Raw genomic sequence first — 14,902 nt, 5'->3', positions numbered from 1 at the left:
CCGGTACGGGCGCGGGCAACGGCCCGCGCGCCGGTCCGTCCCCCGGACGGGGGAGGCGTTCGGGTCAGTGGTTACGGCGTCCGGTCGCCCCGGGCCCGGCGGCGGCCCCGCGGCCGGGCCCGTGCTCCCCGCGGCCTCCCCCGGCGGCCGGGCGCGGAGCCGGGATGCACCGCCCGCCGCCGGGGGCGCATCCTTGCTGTGTGACGGCGAGACCGGACAGCGGTGGCTCCTGCCCCGACGACGCCCGGGACCGGGTGCTCGCGCGTGCGGCCGTGAGCGCCGTGGAGGCCCTCGGCGGGTACGCGGGCGGGGTGTACCTGCGCTCCGAGTCCCCGGAGCTGCTGCGGTTGGCGGTGTTCACCGGCCTGCCGGGTCCGTTGTTCGGCCCCTGGTGGCGGGTGCAGGTGAACCGCCCGTACCCGGTCGCCGAGGCCTACCGCTCCGGTCAGTCCGTACACCTCGCGGACGAGGAGGCGTCCATGCGGCGCTTCCCCCAGCTGATGGCCGGGCTGCCGGTGCCCTTCTCCTCGCTGTACGAGCCCGTCACGGGCGGGCCGGAGCGCTTCGGCGTGCTGTTCGTGCTGCGTCCGGCGACCCCGGGGCGGGCCGTCGGGGAGGCCGACCGTGAGCGGTTGCGCTCCGCCGCCGAGACCCTGGCGGCGGAGCTGGCCGCGCTGGCGGCGGAGGGGGACCCGGTGGTGTGGACCGGCGACCCGGTCCAGATCCCGCCCGCGACCCCGGCCGGAGGCGCCCAGGAGGCCGTGGACCGCCTCGCGCAGCCCCTGCTGTCGGTGGACCGGGAGGGCAGGATCGGCTTCACCAACTCCGCCGCCGATGAGCTCCTCGGTCGCGACGCCCCGCGGCTGCTCGGCCGCTTCCTGTGGGAGGCCGTGCCGTGGCTGGGGCATCCCGCCTACGAGGACCACTTCCGGGGGGTGTTCCTGTCCCCCGTGCCGGTGCACTTCGCGGCCCGCAGCGGCCCGGACCCGGACCGCGACTGGACGACGGTGGGGCTCTACCCCGGGCCGGACGGGGTGACGGTGACCCTCGAACCCGGCGAGGAGCCGGCCCCCGCGCCCGATGCGGCGGCCCGGACCGACACGCCCGCCGACCGGGCGGCGGCCCTGTACCGGCCGGTGGCCCTGGCCATCGCCCTGACGGAGGCGGTCACCGCCCGCCAGGTGTCGGCGGTGGTCACCGAGGAACTGCTGCCGGCCTTCGGCGGCCGGCAGCTGGCGATCTACCTGCTGAACGAGCGGCACCTCTACCTGGCCTGGGAGACCGGCTTCCCGCAGGGATTCCTCGACCGCTTCGACGGGGTCTCGCTCGACGCCCGGCTCCCCGGCGTGGAGACCCTGACCACGGGCCGGCCGCTCTTCTTCGAGTCGATGGAGCACCTCGCCGCGGCCTATCCGGGCATCCCGATGGACGCGGACGTCGGCGCCCGCGCGTTCCTGCCGCTGATCGCCTCCGGCCGGCCGGTGGGTTCCTGCATCCTCGGTTTCGACGCCCCGCGCGGCTTCAGCCCGGAGGAGCGTACGGTGCTCACCGCGCTGGCCGGACTGATCGCGCAGGCCCTGGCGCGGGCGCGGCGCTACGACAGCGAGGCGGCGCTGGCCCGGGGCCTGCAGTCGGCCCTGCTGCCGCGCCGGCTCCCGGTCCTCAAGCACGTGGACACGGTGGGCCGGTACCTTCCGGGCACGGTCGGCATGGACGTCGGCGGCGACTGGTACGACGTGATCGAGACGACTGCGGGGCTGCTGGCGCTCGTCATCGGGGACGTCCAGGGGCACGGGGTGGCGGCCGCCGCGACGATGGGTCAACTGCGCAGCGCCGTACGGGCCTTCGCGCTGAGCGGCAACGCCCCCGACGAGGTGGTGCGGGGGACGAACCAGCTGCTGATCGACCTGGACCCGGGCCAGTTCGCGAGCTGCTGCTACGTCCTGCTCGACCCGGGTTCCGGCCGGGCCCTCGCCGCCCGCGCCGGTCACCCCCAGCCGCTGCTGCGCCACCCCGACGGCCGCACCGAGGTGCTGGACCTGCCCGGCGGGGTCGTGCTGGGCATCGACGCGGGCGGCGACTACCCGGTGACGGAGCTGCGGCTGGAGCCGGGCGCGGTGCTCGCCCTGTACACCGACGGGTTGGTGGAGATGCCGGGCACGGACATCGACGAGGGGGTGGAACGGCTGCGGGCCGCGCTGGCCGGGGCCCGGCCGTCGCCGCTGACGGAGACGGCGGACCGGCTGGTCGCCGAGGCCGGGAGCACCGCCGACCGCCCCGACGACATCGCCCTGCTGCTGGCCTCCCGTACGGGCGGGGATCCGTAGGCCGGGCGGGCGTCCAGCGGCTCCCGCACCGGTGCGGGCCCGGCGGAGCGGGCCGCGTCCGGCGGGGCGGGGCACAGCGCCCGGTCCTGCAGCATCCGTACGGTGATCTTGCGGCCGCGCTCCCCCGGGACGAGGCCGGGCAGGTAGTCGCCGACCGGCCGGTCCAGGCGGATCCGTCCGTCGGCGCTCTGCCGCAGGACGGCGACGGCGGTGAAGGATTCGCGAAGCCGGACCGGAAGCGGAAGCCCGGCCCGCGTCGGCGGCGGGCGCCCGGCCGGCTTCGGGGGCGGCCTGCGCCGGGGCCGTCCCGGCCAGGAGTGCCAGGACGACGGCGGCCCCGGCCGCGTCCGCCCGTAACCGGTTCCGTCGGCCGTGCTGCGCGTGCTGCTCCACGTGGGTCTCCCCGAGCGGTCCGGCCCCCGAGGGGCATCGGTGGATCTTGGGTCCTCCGGTTCTTCCGACACCCGCGTCCGGGCCCATCGGCCGCGAGGACGATCCCGGCGCGCGCGGCGTCGGCCGTCAGGAGCAGAGGCCCCTCACTCCCCGGGTCCTCTCGACGCGGCCCGGATCCCGCCCGCGGCGGGCAAAGCGGAAGGAAATTCGCGCGATCACGCTGCGGTTCCCGCACCCCGTCACGGGTCAATGTTTACGCGGTCTTAACGCTCGGATCGAGACCGGGCAGCCGACCCGCACGATGGAATCCGCAGGTGAACAGCTCTTGACCTGCGGATCTCGTGGAGTTTCCATATCGGCCACGGGAGTCACGCAGCGACTTGCCCACCACCGCCCCGGAGGCGATACCGCTCCCGCGCTCATTCACCGCACATGGCGATCGGAAATCCCGCACGATGACTGACACGATCAGCGCCCCCCAGGCCCTCGCCCCGGCGACCGGGCCGACCCCGCAGAAGCTCAAGCGTTCCATCGGCGTCGTCGGCGGGACACTGCTCACGCTGTCGTGCGTGACGCCCGCCTCGACCCTCTTCGTCGTCGTGCCCGACCTCTTCTCCAGCCTCGGCACCTGGACCGCCCTCACGATCGCCATCGGGTCGCTGCTCTGCGTCGGCGTGGCGTTCTGCTACTCGGAGCTGGGCACCCTGATCCCCAGCGCGGGCGGCGAGTACGCCATGGTGTCCACCCTGGCGGGCCGGCTCGCCGGCTGGCTCGTGTTCGTGCTGTCGCTGCTGGTGGTGATGATCGTGCCACCCGTGATCGCCATGGGTACGGCCGACTACCTCTCCCCCGTGATCGACATACCGGCCCCGGTCGCCGGCGGCGCCGTGATGCTGCTCGCCACCCTCGCCGGTCTGCTCGACCTGCGGGCCAACGCCTGGATCACCGGCATCTTCCTCGTCCTCGAAGTGGTGGCCGCCGCGCTGGTCGCCGTACTCGGCTTCGCCCACGGCGAGCGGGGCGCGGACGCCCTGGTGCACGGTTCGGTCGCCGTCGAGGGCGGCGGCACCTCCACCGTGACCGCGATGATGGTGGTCTCGGGGCTGGCCATCGCGCTCTTCATCACCCAGGGCTTCTCCACCGCCGTGTACCTGTCGGAGGAGCTGGAGAAGCCGCGCCGCAACGTGCCGCGCACGGTCCTGGCCACCCTCGCCATCTCCACCGCGGTCATCCTCGTGCCGGTCATCGCGATCACCCTGGGAGCCCCGGACCTGGACGCCCTCGCCTCCGGCGACCTCGGCGCGATGGTGACGGCCTGGTCGAACTCGGCGGTCGGCACCTTCGTCAGCCTCTGCGTGGCCCTGGCCATCATCAACGCGGGCATCGTCATGGTCATCCAGAACTCCCGGGTGCTGTTCGCCTCCGCCCGTGACAAGGCCTGGCCCGAGCCGGTCAACCGCGGCCTGTCCCGCCTGGGCCGCTTCGGCTCCCCGTGGGTGGCCACCCTGCTGGTCGGCCTCCCGGGCGCCGCGATGTGCTTCGTGAACCTCGACACCCTCTACGGGGTGACCGGCGTCTCGGTGACCGGCATGTACCTGCTGGTCGCGGTGGCCGCGCTGTTCAGCCGGCGCGGGGCGCACGGGCAGGCCTCCGCCTGGCGGATGCCGCTGTGGCCGGCGGTGCCGATCGGGCTGATCCTCGTCCTCGCGTACATCCTGACCCAGCAGGAGACCCAGTACCTGCTGTGGACCGGTGGCATCACCGCGGTGGCCACCCTGTACTGGGCGCTGTACCTGCGGCCGCGCAAGGACTCGCGCTGGCTGGTCAGCATTCCGGACACCGAGGAGGGCCTGGAGGACTGATCCCCGGTCCCCCTCCCCGTCCCGCCCCCGGGGCCGTCGCGACGCGCGACGGCCCCGGGGGCGTTCTGCGGGCGCCGGGTCCCGGAGCGGGTCAGCCCGTCGCGGTACCCCCTCCGGACAGAGTGAGGGCGGTGTTCACCAGGCCCACGTGGCTGAAGGCCTGCGGGAAGTTGCCGAGCTGGCGTCCGGCGATCGGGTCGTACTCCTCGGCCAGCAGTCCCACGTCGTTGCGCACATCGAGCAACCGTTCGAAGAGGGTGCGCGCCTCCTTCTCCCGGCCGGTCAGGTACAGCGCGTCCGCCAGCCAGAAGGAGCAGGCCAGGAAGGCTCCCTCGTCCCCGGGCAGCCCGTCCACGGAGGGGCCTTCGGTGCTGTAGCGGCGGACCAGACCGCTGCGGCCCAGTTCCGCCCGGACCGCGTCGACGGTGCCGATGACGCGGGGGTCGTCGGGCGGCAGGAAGCCGACCCGGGGGATGAGCAGGGTGGCCGCGTCCAGCTCGCGCGAGCCGTAGTACTGGGTGAAGGTGCCGCGCTCGGGGTCGAAGCCGTGCTCGCAGACGTCGCGGTGGACCTCGTCGCGCATGGTCCGCCAGCGCTCCACGTCCCCGGGCATGGACGGGTCTCCCTCCAGGGCCCGCACGGCCCGGTCGGCGGCGACCCAGGCCATCACCTTGGAGTGCACGAAGTGGCGGCGGGGGCCGCGCACCTCCCACAGCCCCTCGTCGGGGCGGTGCCAGTTGCGCTCCAGGAAGTCGAGGAGGGCGAGCTGGATCTTCCAGGCGTGCCGTTCCTTGGCGAGACCGGTGGTCCGCGCGAGGTGCAGGGAGTCCAGGACCTCTCCGTACACGTCGAGCTGGAGCTGGTCCACGGCGGCGTTCCCGACGCGGACGGGCGCGGAGCCGCCGTATCCGCCCAGCCAGGCCAGGTCGCTCTCGGGGATCCGGCGCTCGCCTCCGAGGCCGTACATGATCTGGAGGTCGGCCGGGTCGCCCGCGACGGCCCGCAGCAGCCAGCGGCGCCAGGCGCCGGCCTCGTCGAGGTAGCCGGTGGACAGGAGGGTGCCGAGGGTGAGGGTGGAGTCGCGCAGCCAGCAGTAGCGGTAGTCCCAGTTGCGGACGCCGCCGAGTTCCTCGGGCAACGAGGTGGTGGCCGCCGCGACGATCCCCCCGGTGGGGGCGTAGGTGAGGCCCTTGAGGGTGATCAGGGAGCGGACGACCGCCTCCCGGTAGGGACCCCGGTAGCGGCAGCGCCCGGACCACTCCTGCCAGTCGGCGAGGCTCTGCTGGAGCGCCTGGTACGGGTCGACCTGCTCGGGGCGCGGTTCGTGCGAGGCGTGCCAGGTGAGCACGAAGGCGACCCGGTCGCCGGGGCCGACGGTGAACTCCGAGCGGGTGCTCTTGTCCTCGCCCCAGGTGTGGACCGGCGGGTCGCTGCGGAACCACACCGAGTCGGGTCCGGCCACGGCGACCCGGTCGCCCTCGCTGCGCCGGACCCAGGGGACCACGTGGCCGTAGTCGAAGCGCAGCCGCAGGGTGCTGCGGACGGTGACCTGGCCGGTGATCCCCTCCACGATGCGCATCACCTCGGGCGCGGTGTCCCGTTGCGGCATGAAGTCGGTGACCTTGACGGTGCCGTCCTCGGTCTCCCAGTGGGATTCCAGGACCAGCGAGCCGTCCACGTACGCCCGGCGGGTGCAGCGCTCGCCGTCGGCGGCGCTCTTCGGGGCGATGAGCCAGTGGCCGTTGTCCACTGCGCCGAGGAGGGCGGCGAAGCAGGCGGCGGAGTCGAAGCGGGGCAGGCACAGCCAGTCGATGGACCCGTCGCGGCCGACCAGACCGCTGGTCATGAGGTCGCCGATGAGTGCGTAGTCTTCGATGGGTTGTGTCATTTCTCCGCTGTTCCCCCGATCACCCGGAGCCAATCAGGGTGTCGGGACGGATCCCTCCGAGGGAGGGACCCGTCCGCCGCGGAGGGGACGGCCTAGTTCCGCACGAGGAGCGTCACGGCCGCGAGGACCACTCCGAGGGCCAGCGCCTGGGCGCCGAGGGCGAGCCGGTGGGTGCGCAGCGCGGGGACGGGCAGCAGCCGGTCGACGGCGAAGCGGCCGGGGCCGGTGAGGGTGAGGGCCGCGGCGGCCACGGCGAGGAGGAGCTCGTACTCCATGCCCTTGGGGGCGAAGAAGGCTCCGGTGCCGTGGACGGCGGCAGCGTTGATCATCGTGCCGAGGACCGCGGCACCGGCGAGCGGGGTGAGCAGGCCGACGGCGAGGGCGAGACCGCCCAGGGTCTCGGTCAAACCGGCGACGGCGGCCATGGTCTCCCCGGCCGGGTAGCCGCTGGCGGTGAAGAACTGGCCGGTGCCGGTGATGCCGCCCCCGTCGAACCAGCCGAAGAGCTTCTGCACGCCGTGGGCGGCCACGGTCAGGCCGAGGACCACGCGCAGGAGCAGCAGTCCGGCGTCGTGGGGAGCGGTGGAGGCGGTGGGGGCGGTGGGGGCGTCCTGCACGGCCGGTGCCGTGGCCCGGGCCTTCGTCGCGGTGGCGGAGGCGCTGGTCATGGGGAGGTTCCTTCCGGTCGGTACGGTCCGGGGGGAGTTGTTCAAATTCGAACCGACACCCCGACCCTAACCACTGATTCAAATTGGAACAACCCGTGTAGGCTGGCCCCATGGCTGAGACGAGATGGCTGGACGACCGCGAGATGCGGGCCTGGAACGGCTTCCTGGCCGCTTCCGCCCTGGTGAACCGGCACCTCGACCAGCAGCTCAAGGACGACTCCGGCCTCTCCCATCCGCAGTACGAGATCCTCGTGCGGCTCGCCGCGGCGCCCGACCGCGAACTGCGCATGACCGAACTGGCCAACGGCCTGATCAACTCCAAGAGCGGTCTGACCTACCAGGTCACCCAGATGGAGAAGGCCGGACTGGTCCGCCGCCGCAGCTGCCCCTCCGACGTCCGCGGGGTCTTCGCGGTCCTCACCGAGGCGGGCCTGGCCCGGCTGGAGGCGGCCGCACCCGGACACGTGACCACCGTCCGGGAGATCCTCGTCGACGTCCTGACCCCCGAGCAGCTCGACGCGCTGGCCGCCGGCCTCGGCGAGGTCAGCCGCCGGCTGCGCGAACAGGGCGCCTGACGGGTAAGAGTCCCCCATGGACGGAAATGCCTGGCTGATCCTCGCCGCGGTCCTCGCCCTCGGGCTGGCGGTCGCGGCGGGCGTACTGCTGGTCCGGGTGTTCGCGGCGCGCCGACTGCTGCTGGACGCGGGGATCCCGCTGCGCGACAAGGCGCTGTTCTGGGTGGCCGTCGCCTACACCCTCTCGCCCGTGGACCTGGTTCCGGACCCGGTGTACCTCGACGACATCGGCGTCCTGCTGCTGGCGCTGCGCTCCCTGCAGGCGGCCGCCTCGGCCGCCGCCGCCAGGAGGCCCTCCGACCGGGCCGCCTGACGGCGCGGGGCGCCCGCCGTCGCGGGCACCGAGGACGCCGCGCGGCCCATTCCCCGGGACCACACGGCGTCCGTCCACGGGACGCGGCGCGCATGGCGCGCGCGGCGCCGCTCCGGGGCGCTACTTCGGCATCAGGACGGTGTCGACGATGTAGACCGTGGCGTTCGCGGTGGGGACGTTGCCGCAGACCACGTTCGAGGTGTCGTTGACCTTGTAGGACCCGTCCGAGCCGGCGGTCGTGATCCGGCCCTTCTCCAGCGTGTCGAAGGAGCCGTTCTCCAGCTGCTTCGGGGTGACCGACTGGCCGACCACGTGGTACGTGAGGATCTTGGTCAGCGTGGCCTTGTCGGCCAGCACCTTGTCCAGGTCGGCCTTCGGGATCTTCGCGAAGGCGTCGTTGGTCGGGGCGAACACCGTGATGCCCTTGGCGTTGTTCAGGGTGTCCACCAGCCCCGCCTTCTTGACGGCCGCGACCAGCGTGGACAGCGCCGGGTTGTTGGACGCCGCGGTGGCCACGGGGTCCTTGGCCATGCCGTCGAAGCTGCCCGCGCCCTCCTTGGGCACACCGGCGCAGGCCGGGCCGAACGGCTGGTCCATCGCGGCCGCGGGCATCGAACCCGCGCTGCTCGGGGCGGTCCCGGCGGCCGCCGCCTGGCTGCCGTAGCCGGTGTCCGCGCCGGAGTCGGAGGAGCAGGCGGCGAGGGCGAAGGGCAGGACCGCTGCGGCGGCGACGGCAACGGCGGTACGACGGAAACGAGGGGTGTTCATGACGGGGGTTCTCCTTGGGATGTCTGCCGCCGGAGCGGAGGTTCGGAAGGGGCTGGGGAGGAGTGGATGGGGAGGACGGAGGGGGTCGGAAGGTCGGAAGGTCGGAAGGGTCGGAAGGGTCTTCGGACGGCCTCGGGCGGCCTCGGACCGCCCGGGGGCGGTGGACGGGGGCTCAGTCGACGCTGACCACGACCGAGTGCCGGCCGCTCGCGCCGTCCGGGACGGTCCGCGTGCGCTCCTCGGTCTGGACGGTTCCCGTCCGGTCGGTGGCGCGGACGGTGAGGGTGTGGCCGCCGGTGGCGGCGCGCCAGGGGTAGGACCACTGCCGCCAGGTGTCGGCGGTGTCCTCGGCCGCCAGGTCGGCCTGCTCCCAGGGCCCTTCGTCGACGCGCACCTCGACCCGGTCGATGCCGCGGTGCTGGGCCCAGGCCACCCCGGCGACGGTGACCGGGCCGGTGCGCAGCCGTGCGAAGGGCTTGGGCGTGTCGATGCGCGCCTGCGTCTTGACGGGGGCCCTGCGCGCCCACTTCCGCTTGACCCAGTACGGGTCGTAGGCGTCGAAGGTGGTCAGCTCGATGTCCTGGATCCACTTGCAGGCGGACACGTATCCGTAGAGGCCCGGTACGAGCATCCGTACGGGGAAGCCGTGCTCGAAGGGCAGGGGCTCGCCGTTCATGCCCACGGCGAGCAGTGCGTCCCGGCCGTCCATGACCTCCTCGACGGGGCTGCCCAGGGTCATGCCGTCCGTGGACCGGGCCACCAGCTGGTCGGCCGGGCCGCCCCGGGACGGGGGGCGTACGCCGGCCTCGCGCAGCAGGCCGGCGAGGGGGACGCCGAGCCAGCGGGCGGTGCCGGCGTAGGGTCCGCCGACCTCGTTGGAGACGCAGGTCAGGGTGATGTCGCGTTCGATCAGGTCCCGGCCCAGCAGGTCGGCGTAGGTGTAGGTGCGGGGCCGGGCCACGCCCCGGCCGTGGATGCGCAGCCGCCAGGTGTCGGCGGACAGTCTGGGGACCACCAGGGCGGTGTCGACCCGGTAGAAGTCGGCGTTCGGGGTGGTGAAGGGGCTGATCCCGGGAACGCGGAGGGAGGCTCCCCGGGGCAGCGCCGCGGCGGGTGAGGCGGGTGCGGGCAGCCGGACGGCGTCCCGGGTGGCGGCCGCGTCCCGGCCCCGCGAGGCTCCGAGGCGGCGCCCGAGGGCTCCGGCCGCCGTGGCGGTCAGCGCCGTGGCCCCGGCGGCGTACAGGAAGACCCGGCGGCTCCGGTCGGCGCCGCCCGGGGCGGGCTCCGGCCGCGGGGCGGTCAGCAGGCCGGTCAGGAGGTACAGCAGTCCCGCCCCGGCCAGCGCCCCCGCCAGTGAGGGCAGGACGTCGGCCGGGCCGGTGGAGTCGGGCCGGGTCAGGGCGGCCGCGCCGCCGACCGCTCCGAAGAGCAGCACCCCGGCCGCGCCGGTGCGCCGGTGGCGGAGGGCGAGGAGGCCGAGGGCGACGGCGAGGAGGCCGAGGACCGCCAGGATCCCCAGCTGGAGGACGAGCTTGTCGTCGGTGCCGAAGTGACGGACCGCCCAGTCCTTCAGGGCGGCCGGCGTCCGGTCGATGGCCGCCCCGCCCACCGCCGTGACGGGCCCCGCCTCGGGGCGTACGGCGGCCGAGACCAGCTCGGCGGCCGCCAGGGCCGCGTAGCCGGAGAGCAGGCCGCCGAGCGCCGCCGGGGCGGTGCGGGCGAAGGTGCTGCGGTTGATCCTCACAACGGGTCTTCGGGGCCACCGGTCCGGCGGATTGGCCGATCCGCCGTTCGAGTGAAAGAACGCTCCCGGTTGACGTCGGCGGGAGTGCCGGGGACGGGGCGGCACCCCGCGGAGCAGTGTCGGTGGCCGGTGGCACCATGGCCCCCATGCTTCGTGACGATCTTGACACCGTTGTGTCCCCCGGTTCCGCCGTCTCCCCCTTCGCCTCGCCCGCGGCCCTGCTGGAGGCCGGCCCCGACCGCGCCCGCGCCCTCGCCGGATCGGCCGGCGGGGTGGGGCGCGAGGTGTTCACCCAGGCCGAGGCCGTGTTCGGGCGCGAGGAGGTCTCACGCGCCGAGTTCGCCTCGTGGCTGCACTTCGCCGCGAAGGTGCTGGGCCGGGACGCCTACGCCGACGAGGTCGCGGCCGCCGAGCCCGGGATGCCGTGGCGGACCGTGTGGGCCTGGTGGCGTCCGGTCGGCGCCCACCGGGCCGATCCGAACCTCAGCGGGGACCGGAGCGCCGAGGTCTTCGACGACGCGCGGGGCACCGGGGACGGACCGCTGCTCAAGGTGTGGGCGATCTGGACCGCCGACCGCTGGTTCGACCTGGCCACCGGCACGCCGTGCCCGCCACCGGCCGACGGGACGTACGTGGCCCGGACCGGGGAGGCCGAAGAGGCGGAACCGTTCCTCTTCGACGGCGAGGAAGGGGCCTGGGCGCTCCGGTGCCCCGGGACCTGGGAGGAGCCCCTGGCCCTCGGCGGGGGCCGGTTCCTGCTCGCCGAGGCGCGCGGGGTGCTGGTCGCCGAGCGCAACCCGGCGGTGACCGACTGGCCCACCGGCGGAGCCGACACCGCTTCCTGGGAGGAGGGGGACGGCGAGCCGTGGTTCCTGGACCCGACACCGGCCGACTCCCCGCTGGACGCCGCCCGGCTGGACGGGGTCTTCGGCGCCGGGCACGTGCAACGGCTGGCGGAGTCCGCGCTGCCCGCCGCCCTGACGCACGCCCCGACCCGGGAGCTGCTGACCCGTGTCGGCATGCCCCGCCACTGGGGCGCGGGGGTGACCTCCTTCGAGCTGGGCTTCGGGGACGAGGGCCCCGTACGGGCCCCGGAGGACCCGGAGGGCCTCCTCTGTCTGGGCTCCTTCGGGCTGGGCTACGGGGACGAGGGCCGGGTGCTGGTCGACGCGGGGACGGGCGAGGTCCTCGTGTCCCGCAACGAGGAGGAACCGTTCGGCCTCGCCCGCGACACGGAGACCTTCGTCAGGCTGCTGGAGGCCGTCCGCCGGTACATGGGGGCCTGCTGGTACCCCTACCCGGGCGAGGACGGCATCGGGGACTTCAACGACGAGATCGCCGCCCTGGAGCCGGCCGCCCTGGAGCCGGGCCCCGCACAGGAGCTGTGGGAGCACGTCTTCGCGTCGATCACCGAGCTGACCGTGTACGGCTACTGAGCGCCGGCGGGGTCGGCGGGCCGCCGCGCGCGTGTCGCGGCGGCCCGCCCTCCCCTTGCGGCCGGCCGGTGGTCCCGGCCCCCGGTCAGTCCCGGAGGGCCCGGCCCAGTCCGAGCCGGTCGGTGCCCAGTTTGGTGAAGACCGCGGACAGCAGTTCCGGTACCGCCCGGGGGTCGGCCTGCAACTCCTTGGCGATCGCCGCGTTGTCCAGGCCCCGGGCGGCATGGCGCGCCGCCGCGTGCTCGGCGACCGTCAGACTGTCCTGCTCTGAGGTGTACAGCCGGCGGGGACGCAGCCCGGCCGAGGCGAGCTGGGCACGGGCCCGGTCCACCAGGACCTCCGCACCGCAGGCGGCGGCGGTTTCCATGCCCCGGTAGAGCTGCTGCGCCGCCTGGTGCGGGTCGCCCAGGGTGTGCAGGGCCGTCCCGTGGTCGATCAGCGCGTGCGCCAGTTCGGCGGCGGCCGGGGACTGGTCGAGGTGGTCCACGGCCTCCTTGAGCAGGACCGCGGCACGGGCGGGCTCGGATGCCGCCGCCGCGACGCGCAGGGCGTGGCCGATCACGCTGGACGCTCCGAACGCGCGGGCGCGCACGACCGCTTCGGCCGCCGTGGCGGCGGCCAGTTCGGTGTCGTGCGTGAGCTGGGCGAGGGCCAGGTCGAGCTGCCAGGGGCTCCACGACGGGTTCCGCGTGCCGCGCAGGTCGAGCCGCTTCCCGGCGGCGGACAGGTGGTGCTCCGCCTCCTCGATGCGGCCCTGGGCCAGGAGCAGCTTGCCCCACACGGCTTGCGGGTCTGGGTAGACGACCGCCGGGGGAAATCCGTCGGCCAGCTTGTAGGTGCGGGCGACCTGCCGGGCCTCGGCGACGTTCCCGCGGGCGAGCAGCGTCTCGATGAGGGTGCCGATCGCGTACCACTGGGCCGGGATGTCGTGCCCGATGCGGTCGGCGATCTGCAGGCCGCTGCGGACGAAGTCCTCGGCCTCCGCGAGGCGTCCGCGCCGGTAACGGATGTAGCCGAGCAGCGTGTAGACGAACGACAGGTGGGCGCCGCGCCAGCCCTTCGCCTCGAACTCCACGATGGCGGTGTTGAAGAGTTCCTCGGCGCGGCCCGGCTGGTCGCAGTACATGAGGGTGAGAGCCACGACGGCCGGGACCTCGAAACCGAAGTCCTGGTCGGTCCAGCTCATTCCTCCGTCCAGCGCCTGCTCCGCGTAGTCCAGGGCGGTGGCGACGGGTTCGCCGCGCAGGGCGGCGTCCCAGGCGCGCAGGCCCAGGATGTGCCGCTCGGCCAGGCCCCGGCCGACGATCCGCTTCGCGAACTGGACGAGCAGCCGGGACCGGGCGGGCGAGTTCTCCTCGTCGACCCGGACGGAGTTCCACTTGAACTGTTCGGCCTGCATGCGCAGCCGGGTGCGGGAGCTCGTCGCGTGCCGGGCCTCCTCCGCGAGGAGTTCGGCGGCCTGCGCCAGCTGCCCGGTGTGGCCGAGGGCCTGGGCGAGCCGGTACGTGATCGCCTCACGGAGCTCCGGCGCGGTACTGGGTTCCTCCAGTGCCGTCCTGAGCTGGTTGATGGTGGTCACCGGGTCGTGCAGGAGGTTGGCGGAGCCGAGTTCGAAGAGCACCCCGGCCCGGTGTTCGGCCTCGGGCGGTTCGCGCAGTGCCCGCGCCAGGTAGCGCCGCGCGGCGTCGGGCGCTCCCGCGGAGAAGCTCTCCCGCGCGGCCCGGCGCAGCTGCTGCACCACCCAGGGGTCGCCCTCGGGGTGCATCTCCAGCAGGTGGCGGGCCGCGGCCGTGGGGCCGTGCCCGTCGTCGACCAGGGCCTGTGCGGCCATCCCGTGCATGCCGACGCGCACGCCGGGCGGGATCGAGCGGTAGACGGCGGTGGCGATGAGGGGGTGGAAGAACTCCACGACCTCCTTGCGCTGCACGCTGGTCAGGACGGTGAGGATGCGCGCGTTGTGCAGCTGGTCGATGGCGTCGGCGGCCTGTGCCTCGCCGAGCGCCGCGACGCCCCCGACGATGCCGACCGGGACCGCGTTGCCGAGGACGGCGGCGGCCCAGGCCAGCCGGACGGTGGAGGGCCCGAGCTGTTCGAGGCGCTCGATCAGGCCGCTGCCCTTGACGGCGGAGGCCAGGTCGCGCAGCTGGGGGATGTTGTCCTGGTGCGGTTTGAGACCGCGGTCGCGGCCCTTCATGCCCAGTTCGACGACCTCGAAGGGGTTGCCTCCGGTGATCGCCCAGCATTCCCGGCAGAACACGTCGTCGGCGCTCTCGCCGAGGGCCTCGCGCACGATGCGGGCCACGGCGCTCGTGGTGAGCGGGGCCAGTTCGTGCGGGCGGGTCCCCTGGCGGCCCCCATCAGGGCGCGCAGCGGGGCGGCGTCCGAAGGGATCTCGTCGGGCCGGCAGGCCACCATGATCAGCATGGCCAGCTCCTCGGCCCGCGCCGCGAAGGCGGCCAGCCACGCCAGGGATTCGGCGTCGGCCCAGTGCGCGTCGTCGAGGATCAGGACGACGGGCGCGCCGCTGCGTACCGCTAAATGCGTCACGACCCAGTCCAGGCCGTCCCGGACGCCTTGGGGGTCGGGCGCCGTACGGCCCTTGGCGGAGGCCGTCAGGCCGAGTGCCGGGGCGACGATGCCGTGCCAGCTGCCGAGGACGTCGAGCCGCTCCTGCTCGCTCAGGGCGGCGAACGTCGGCTGGATCAGCTGGCGCATGACGTGGAACGGGACCTGCTTCTCCTGCTCGCCGCCCCGTGCGAAGAGCACGGTGCAGCCGCGGTCGGCGGCGTGCCGACGGGCCTCGCCCAGCAGGGTGGTCTTGCCTATGCCGCCCGACCCGGCGAAGGTCAGGACGCCTCCGCGGCGGGTGGGCGAACCGGTGTCCGAGACACCGAAGAGTTCGTCCACCGCGCGATGGATCGCCAGAAT

11 protein-coding genes and 1 pseudogene are annotated in these 14,902 nt (G+C 74.2%); 5 read left to right on the top strand and 7 right to left on the bottom strand.

Annotation, left to right across the window (positions count from 1 at the left end):
* Positions 1-164 precede the first annotated feature (164 nt).
* On the top strand, positions 165-2,327 hold the full coding sequence (locus tag ACZ5D2_RS14550) for a SpoIIE family protein phosphatase (RefSeq protein ID WP_468929294.1): 2,163 nt from the start codon (positions 165-167) through the stop codon (positions 2,325-2,327).
* Between the two features lie 149 nt (positions 2,328-2,476).
* Here ACZ5D2_RS14550 and ACZ5D2_RS14545 read toward each other — a convergent pair.
* Positions 2,477-2,791 (bottom strand): annotated as a pseudogene (locus tag ACZ5D2_RS14545) (hypothetical protein); the annotation flags it as partial.
* 384 nt (positions 2,792-3,175) lie between these two features.
* On the opposite strand from ACZ5D2_RS14545, the gene ACZ5D2_RS14540 reads away from it, so the two are divergent.
* Positions 3,176-4,582, top strand: coding sequence for an APC family permease (locus tag ACZ5D2_RS14540; protein WP_371680091.1), 1,407 nt, complete (start codon positions 3,176-3,178; stop codon positions 4,580-4,582).
* Positions 4,583-4,673: 91 nt separating this feature from the next.
* Here the strand turns inward: ACZ5D2_RS14540 and ACZ5D2_RS14535 are convergent, their stop codons facing one another.
* Together ACZ5D2_RS14535 and ACZ5D2_RS14530 are read right to left on the bottom strand one after the other, a co-directional pair.
* Complete coding sequence (locus ACZ5D2_RS14535; protein ID WP_468929290.1) at positions 4,674-6,470, bottom strand: glycoside hydrolase family 15 protein; 1,797 nt, start codon at positions 6,468-6,470, stop codon at positions 4,674-4,676.
* A gap of 92 nt (positions 6,471-6,562) precedes the next feature.
* A complete protein-coding gene (locus ACZ5D2_RS14530; RefSeq protein WP_468929287.1) occupies positions 6,563-7,138 on the bottom strand; it encodes a DoxX family protein in 576 nt (191 codons plus the stop codon).
* A 110-nt stretch (positions 7,139-7,248) separates the two neighbouring features.
* Between ACZ5D2_RS14530 and ACZ5D2_RS14525 the strand changes: the two genes are divergently transcribed.
* Positions 7,249-7,713 (top strand): MarR family winged helix-turn-helix transcriptional regulator, encoded by a 465-nt coding sequence (locus tag ACZ5D2_RS14525; protein ID WP_468929284.1) that lies wholly within the window; start codon positions 7,249-7,251, stop codon positions 7,711-7,713.
* A gap of 16 nt (positions 7,714-7,729) precedes the next feature.
* Positions 7,730-8,026 carry a YkvA family protein gene (locus ACZ5D2_RS14520; RefSeq protein ID WP_280915329.1) on the top strand — a complete coding sequence of 99 codons (297 nt, stop codon included), beginning with the start codon at positions 7,730-7,732 and terminating at the stop codon, positions 8,024-8,026.
* Between the two features lie 120 nt (positions 8,027-8,146).
* On the opposite strand, the gene ACZ5D2_RS14515 is transcribed toward ACZ5D2_RS14520, so the two are convergent.
* Together ACZ5D2_RS14515 and ACZ5D2_RS14510 are read right to left on the bottom strand one after the other, a co-directional pair.
* Positions 8,147-8,794, bottom strand: coding sequence for a fasciclin domain-containing protein (locus ACZ5D2_RS14515; RefSeq protein ID WP_371680087.1), 648 nt, complete (start codon positions 8,792-8,794; stop codon positions 8,147-8,149).
* Positions 8,795-8,966: 172 nt separating this feature from the next.
* Positions 8,967-10,538, bottom strand: a complete 1,572-nt coding sequence (locus tag ACZ5D2_RS14510; RefSeq protein ID WP_371680086.1) for a molybdopterin-dependent oxidoreductase — start codon at positions 10,536-10,538, stop codon at positions 8,967-8,969.
* Positions 10,539-10,684: 146 nt separating this feature from the next.
* Between ACZ5D2_RS14510 and ACZ5D2_RS14505 the strand changes: the two genes are divergently transcribed.
* Positions 10,685-11,974 carry an SUKH-4 family immunity protein gene (locus ACZ5D2_RS14505; RefSeq protein WP_371680085.1) on the top strand — a complete coding sequence of 430 codons (1,290 nt, stop codon included), beginning with the start codon at positions 10,685-10,687 and terminating at the stop codon, positions 11,972-11,974.
* An 85-nt stretch (positions 11,975-12,059) separates the two neighbouring features.
* Here ACZ5D2_RS14505 and ACZ5D2_RS14500 read toward each other — a convergent pair whose 3' ends face one another.
* Together ACZ5D2_RS14500 and ACZ5D2_RS14495 are read right to left on the bottom strand one after the other, a co-directional pair.
* Positions 12,060-14,276 (bottom strand): ATP-binding protein, encoded by a 2,217-nt coding sequence (locus tag ACZ5D2_RS14500; protein ID WP_468929278.1) that lies wholly within the window; start codon positions 14,274-14,276, stop codon positions 12,060-12,062.
* Positions 14,165-14,881 (bottom strand): AAA family ATPase, encoded by a 717-nt coding sequence (locus ACZ5D2_RS14495; protein WP_468929275.1) that lies wholly within the window; start codon positions 14,879-14,881, stop codon positions 14,165-14,167. The genes ACZ5D2_RS14500 and ACZ5D2_RS14495 overlap by 112 nt, the downstream gene beginning before the upstream one ends.
* Between the last annotated feature and the right edge of the window lie 21 nt (positions 14,882-14,902).

It is taken from the genome of Streptomyces sp. NPDC031479, from assembly GCF_055581065.1.
The sequence above is the reverse complement of the archived record's forward strand: the minus strand, read 5'-3'. Positions and strand labels throughout refer to the sequence as shown.

Bases quoted from the DNA above. Each gene is read 5' to 3' on its own strand.
- ACZ5D2_RS14520 (WP_280915329.1), top strand. From the start codon at position 7,730: ATGGACGGAAATGCCTGGCTGATCCTCGCCGCGGTCCTCGCCCTCGGG.
- ACZ5D2_RS14525 (WP_468929284.1), top strand. From the start codon at position 7,249: ATGGCTGAGACGAGATGGCTGGACGACCGCGAGATGCGGGCCTGGAAC.
- ACZ5D2_RS14530 (WP_468929287.1), bottom strand. From the start codon at position 7,138: ATGACCAGCGCCTCCGCCACCGCGACGAAGGCCCGGGCCACGGCACCG.
- ACZ5D2_RS14540 (WP_371680091.1), top strand. From the start codon at position 3,176: ATGACTGACACGATCAGCGCCCCCCAGGCCCTCGCCCCGGCGACCGGG.
- ACZ5D2_RS14505 (WP_371680085.1), top strand. From the start codon at position 10,685: ATGCTTCGTGACGATCTTGACACCGTTGTGTCCCCCGGTTCCGCCGTC.
- ACZ5D2_RS14550 (WP_468929294.1), top strand. From the start codon at position 165: ATGCACCGCCCGCCGCCGGGGGCGCATCCTTGCTGTGTGACGGCGAGA.
- ACZ5D2_RS14515 (WP_371680087.1), bottom strand. From the start codon at position 8,794: ATGAACACCCCTCGTTTCCGTCGTACCGCCGTTGCCGTCGCCGCCGCA.
- ACZ5D2_RS14535 (WP_468929290.1), bottom strand. From the start codon at position 6,470: ATGACACAACCCATCGAAGACTACGCACTCATCGGCGACCTCATGACC.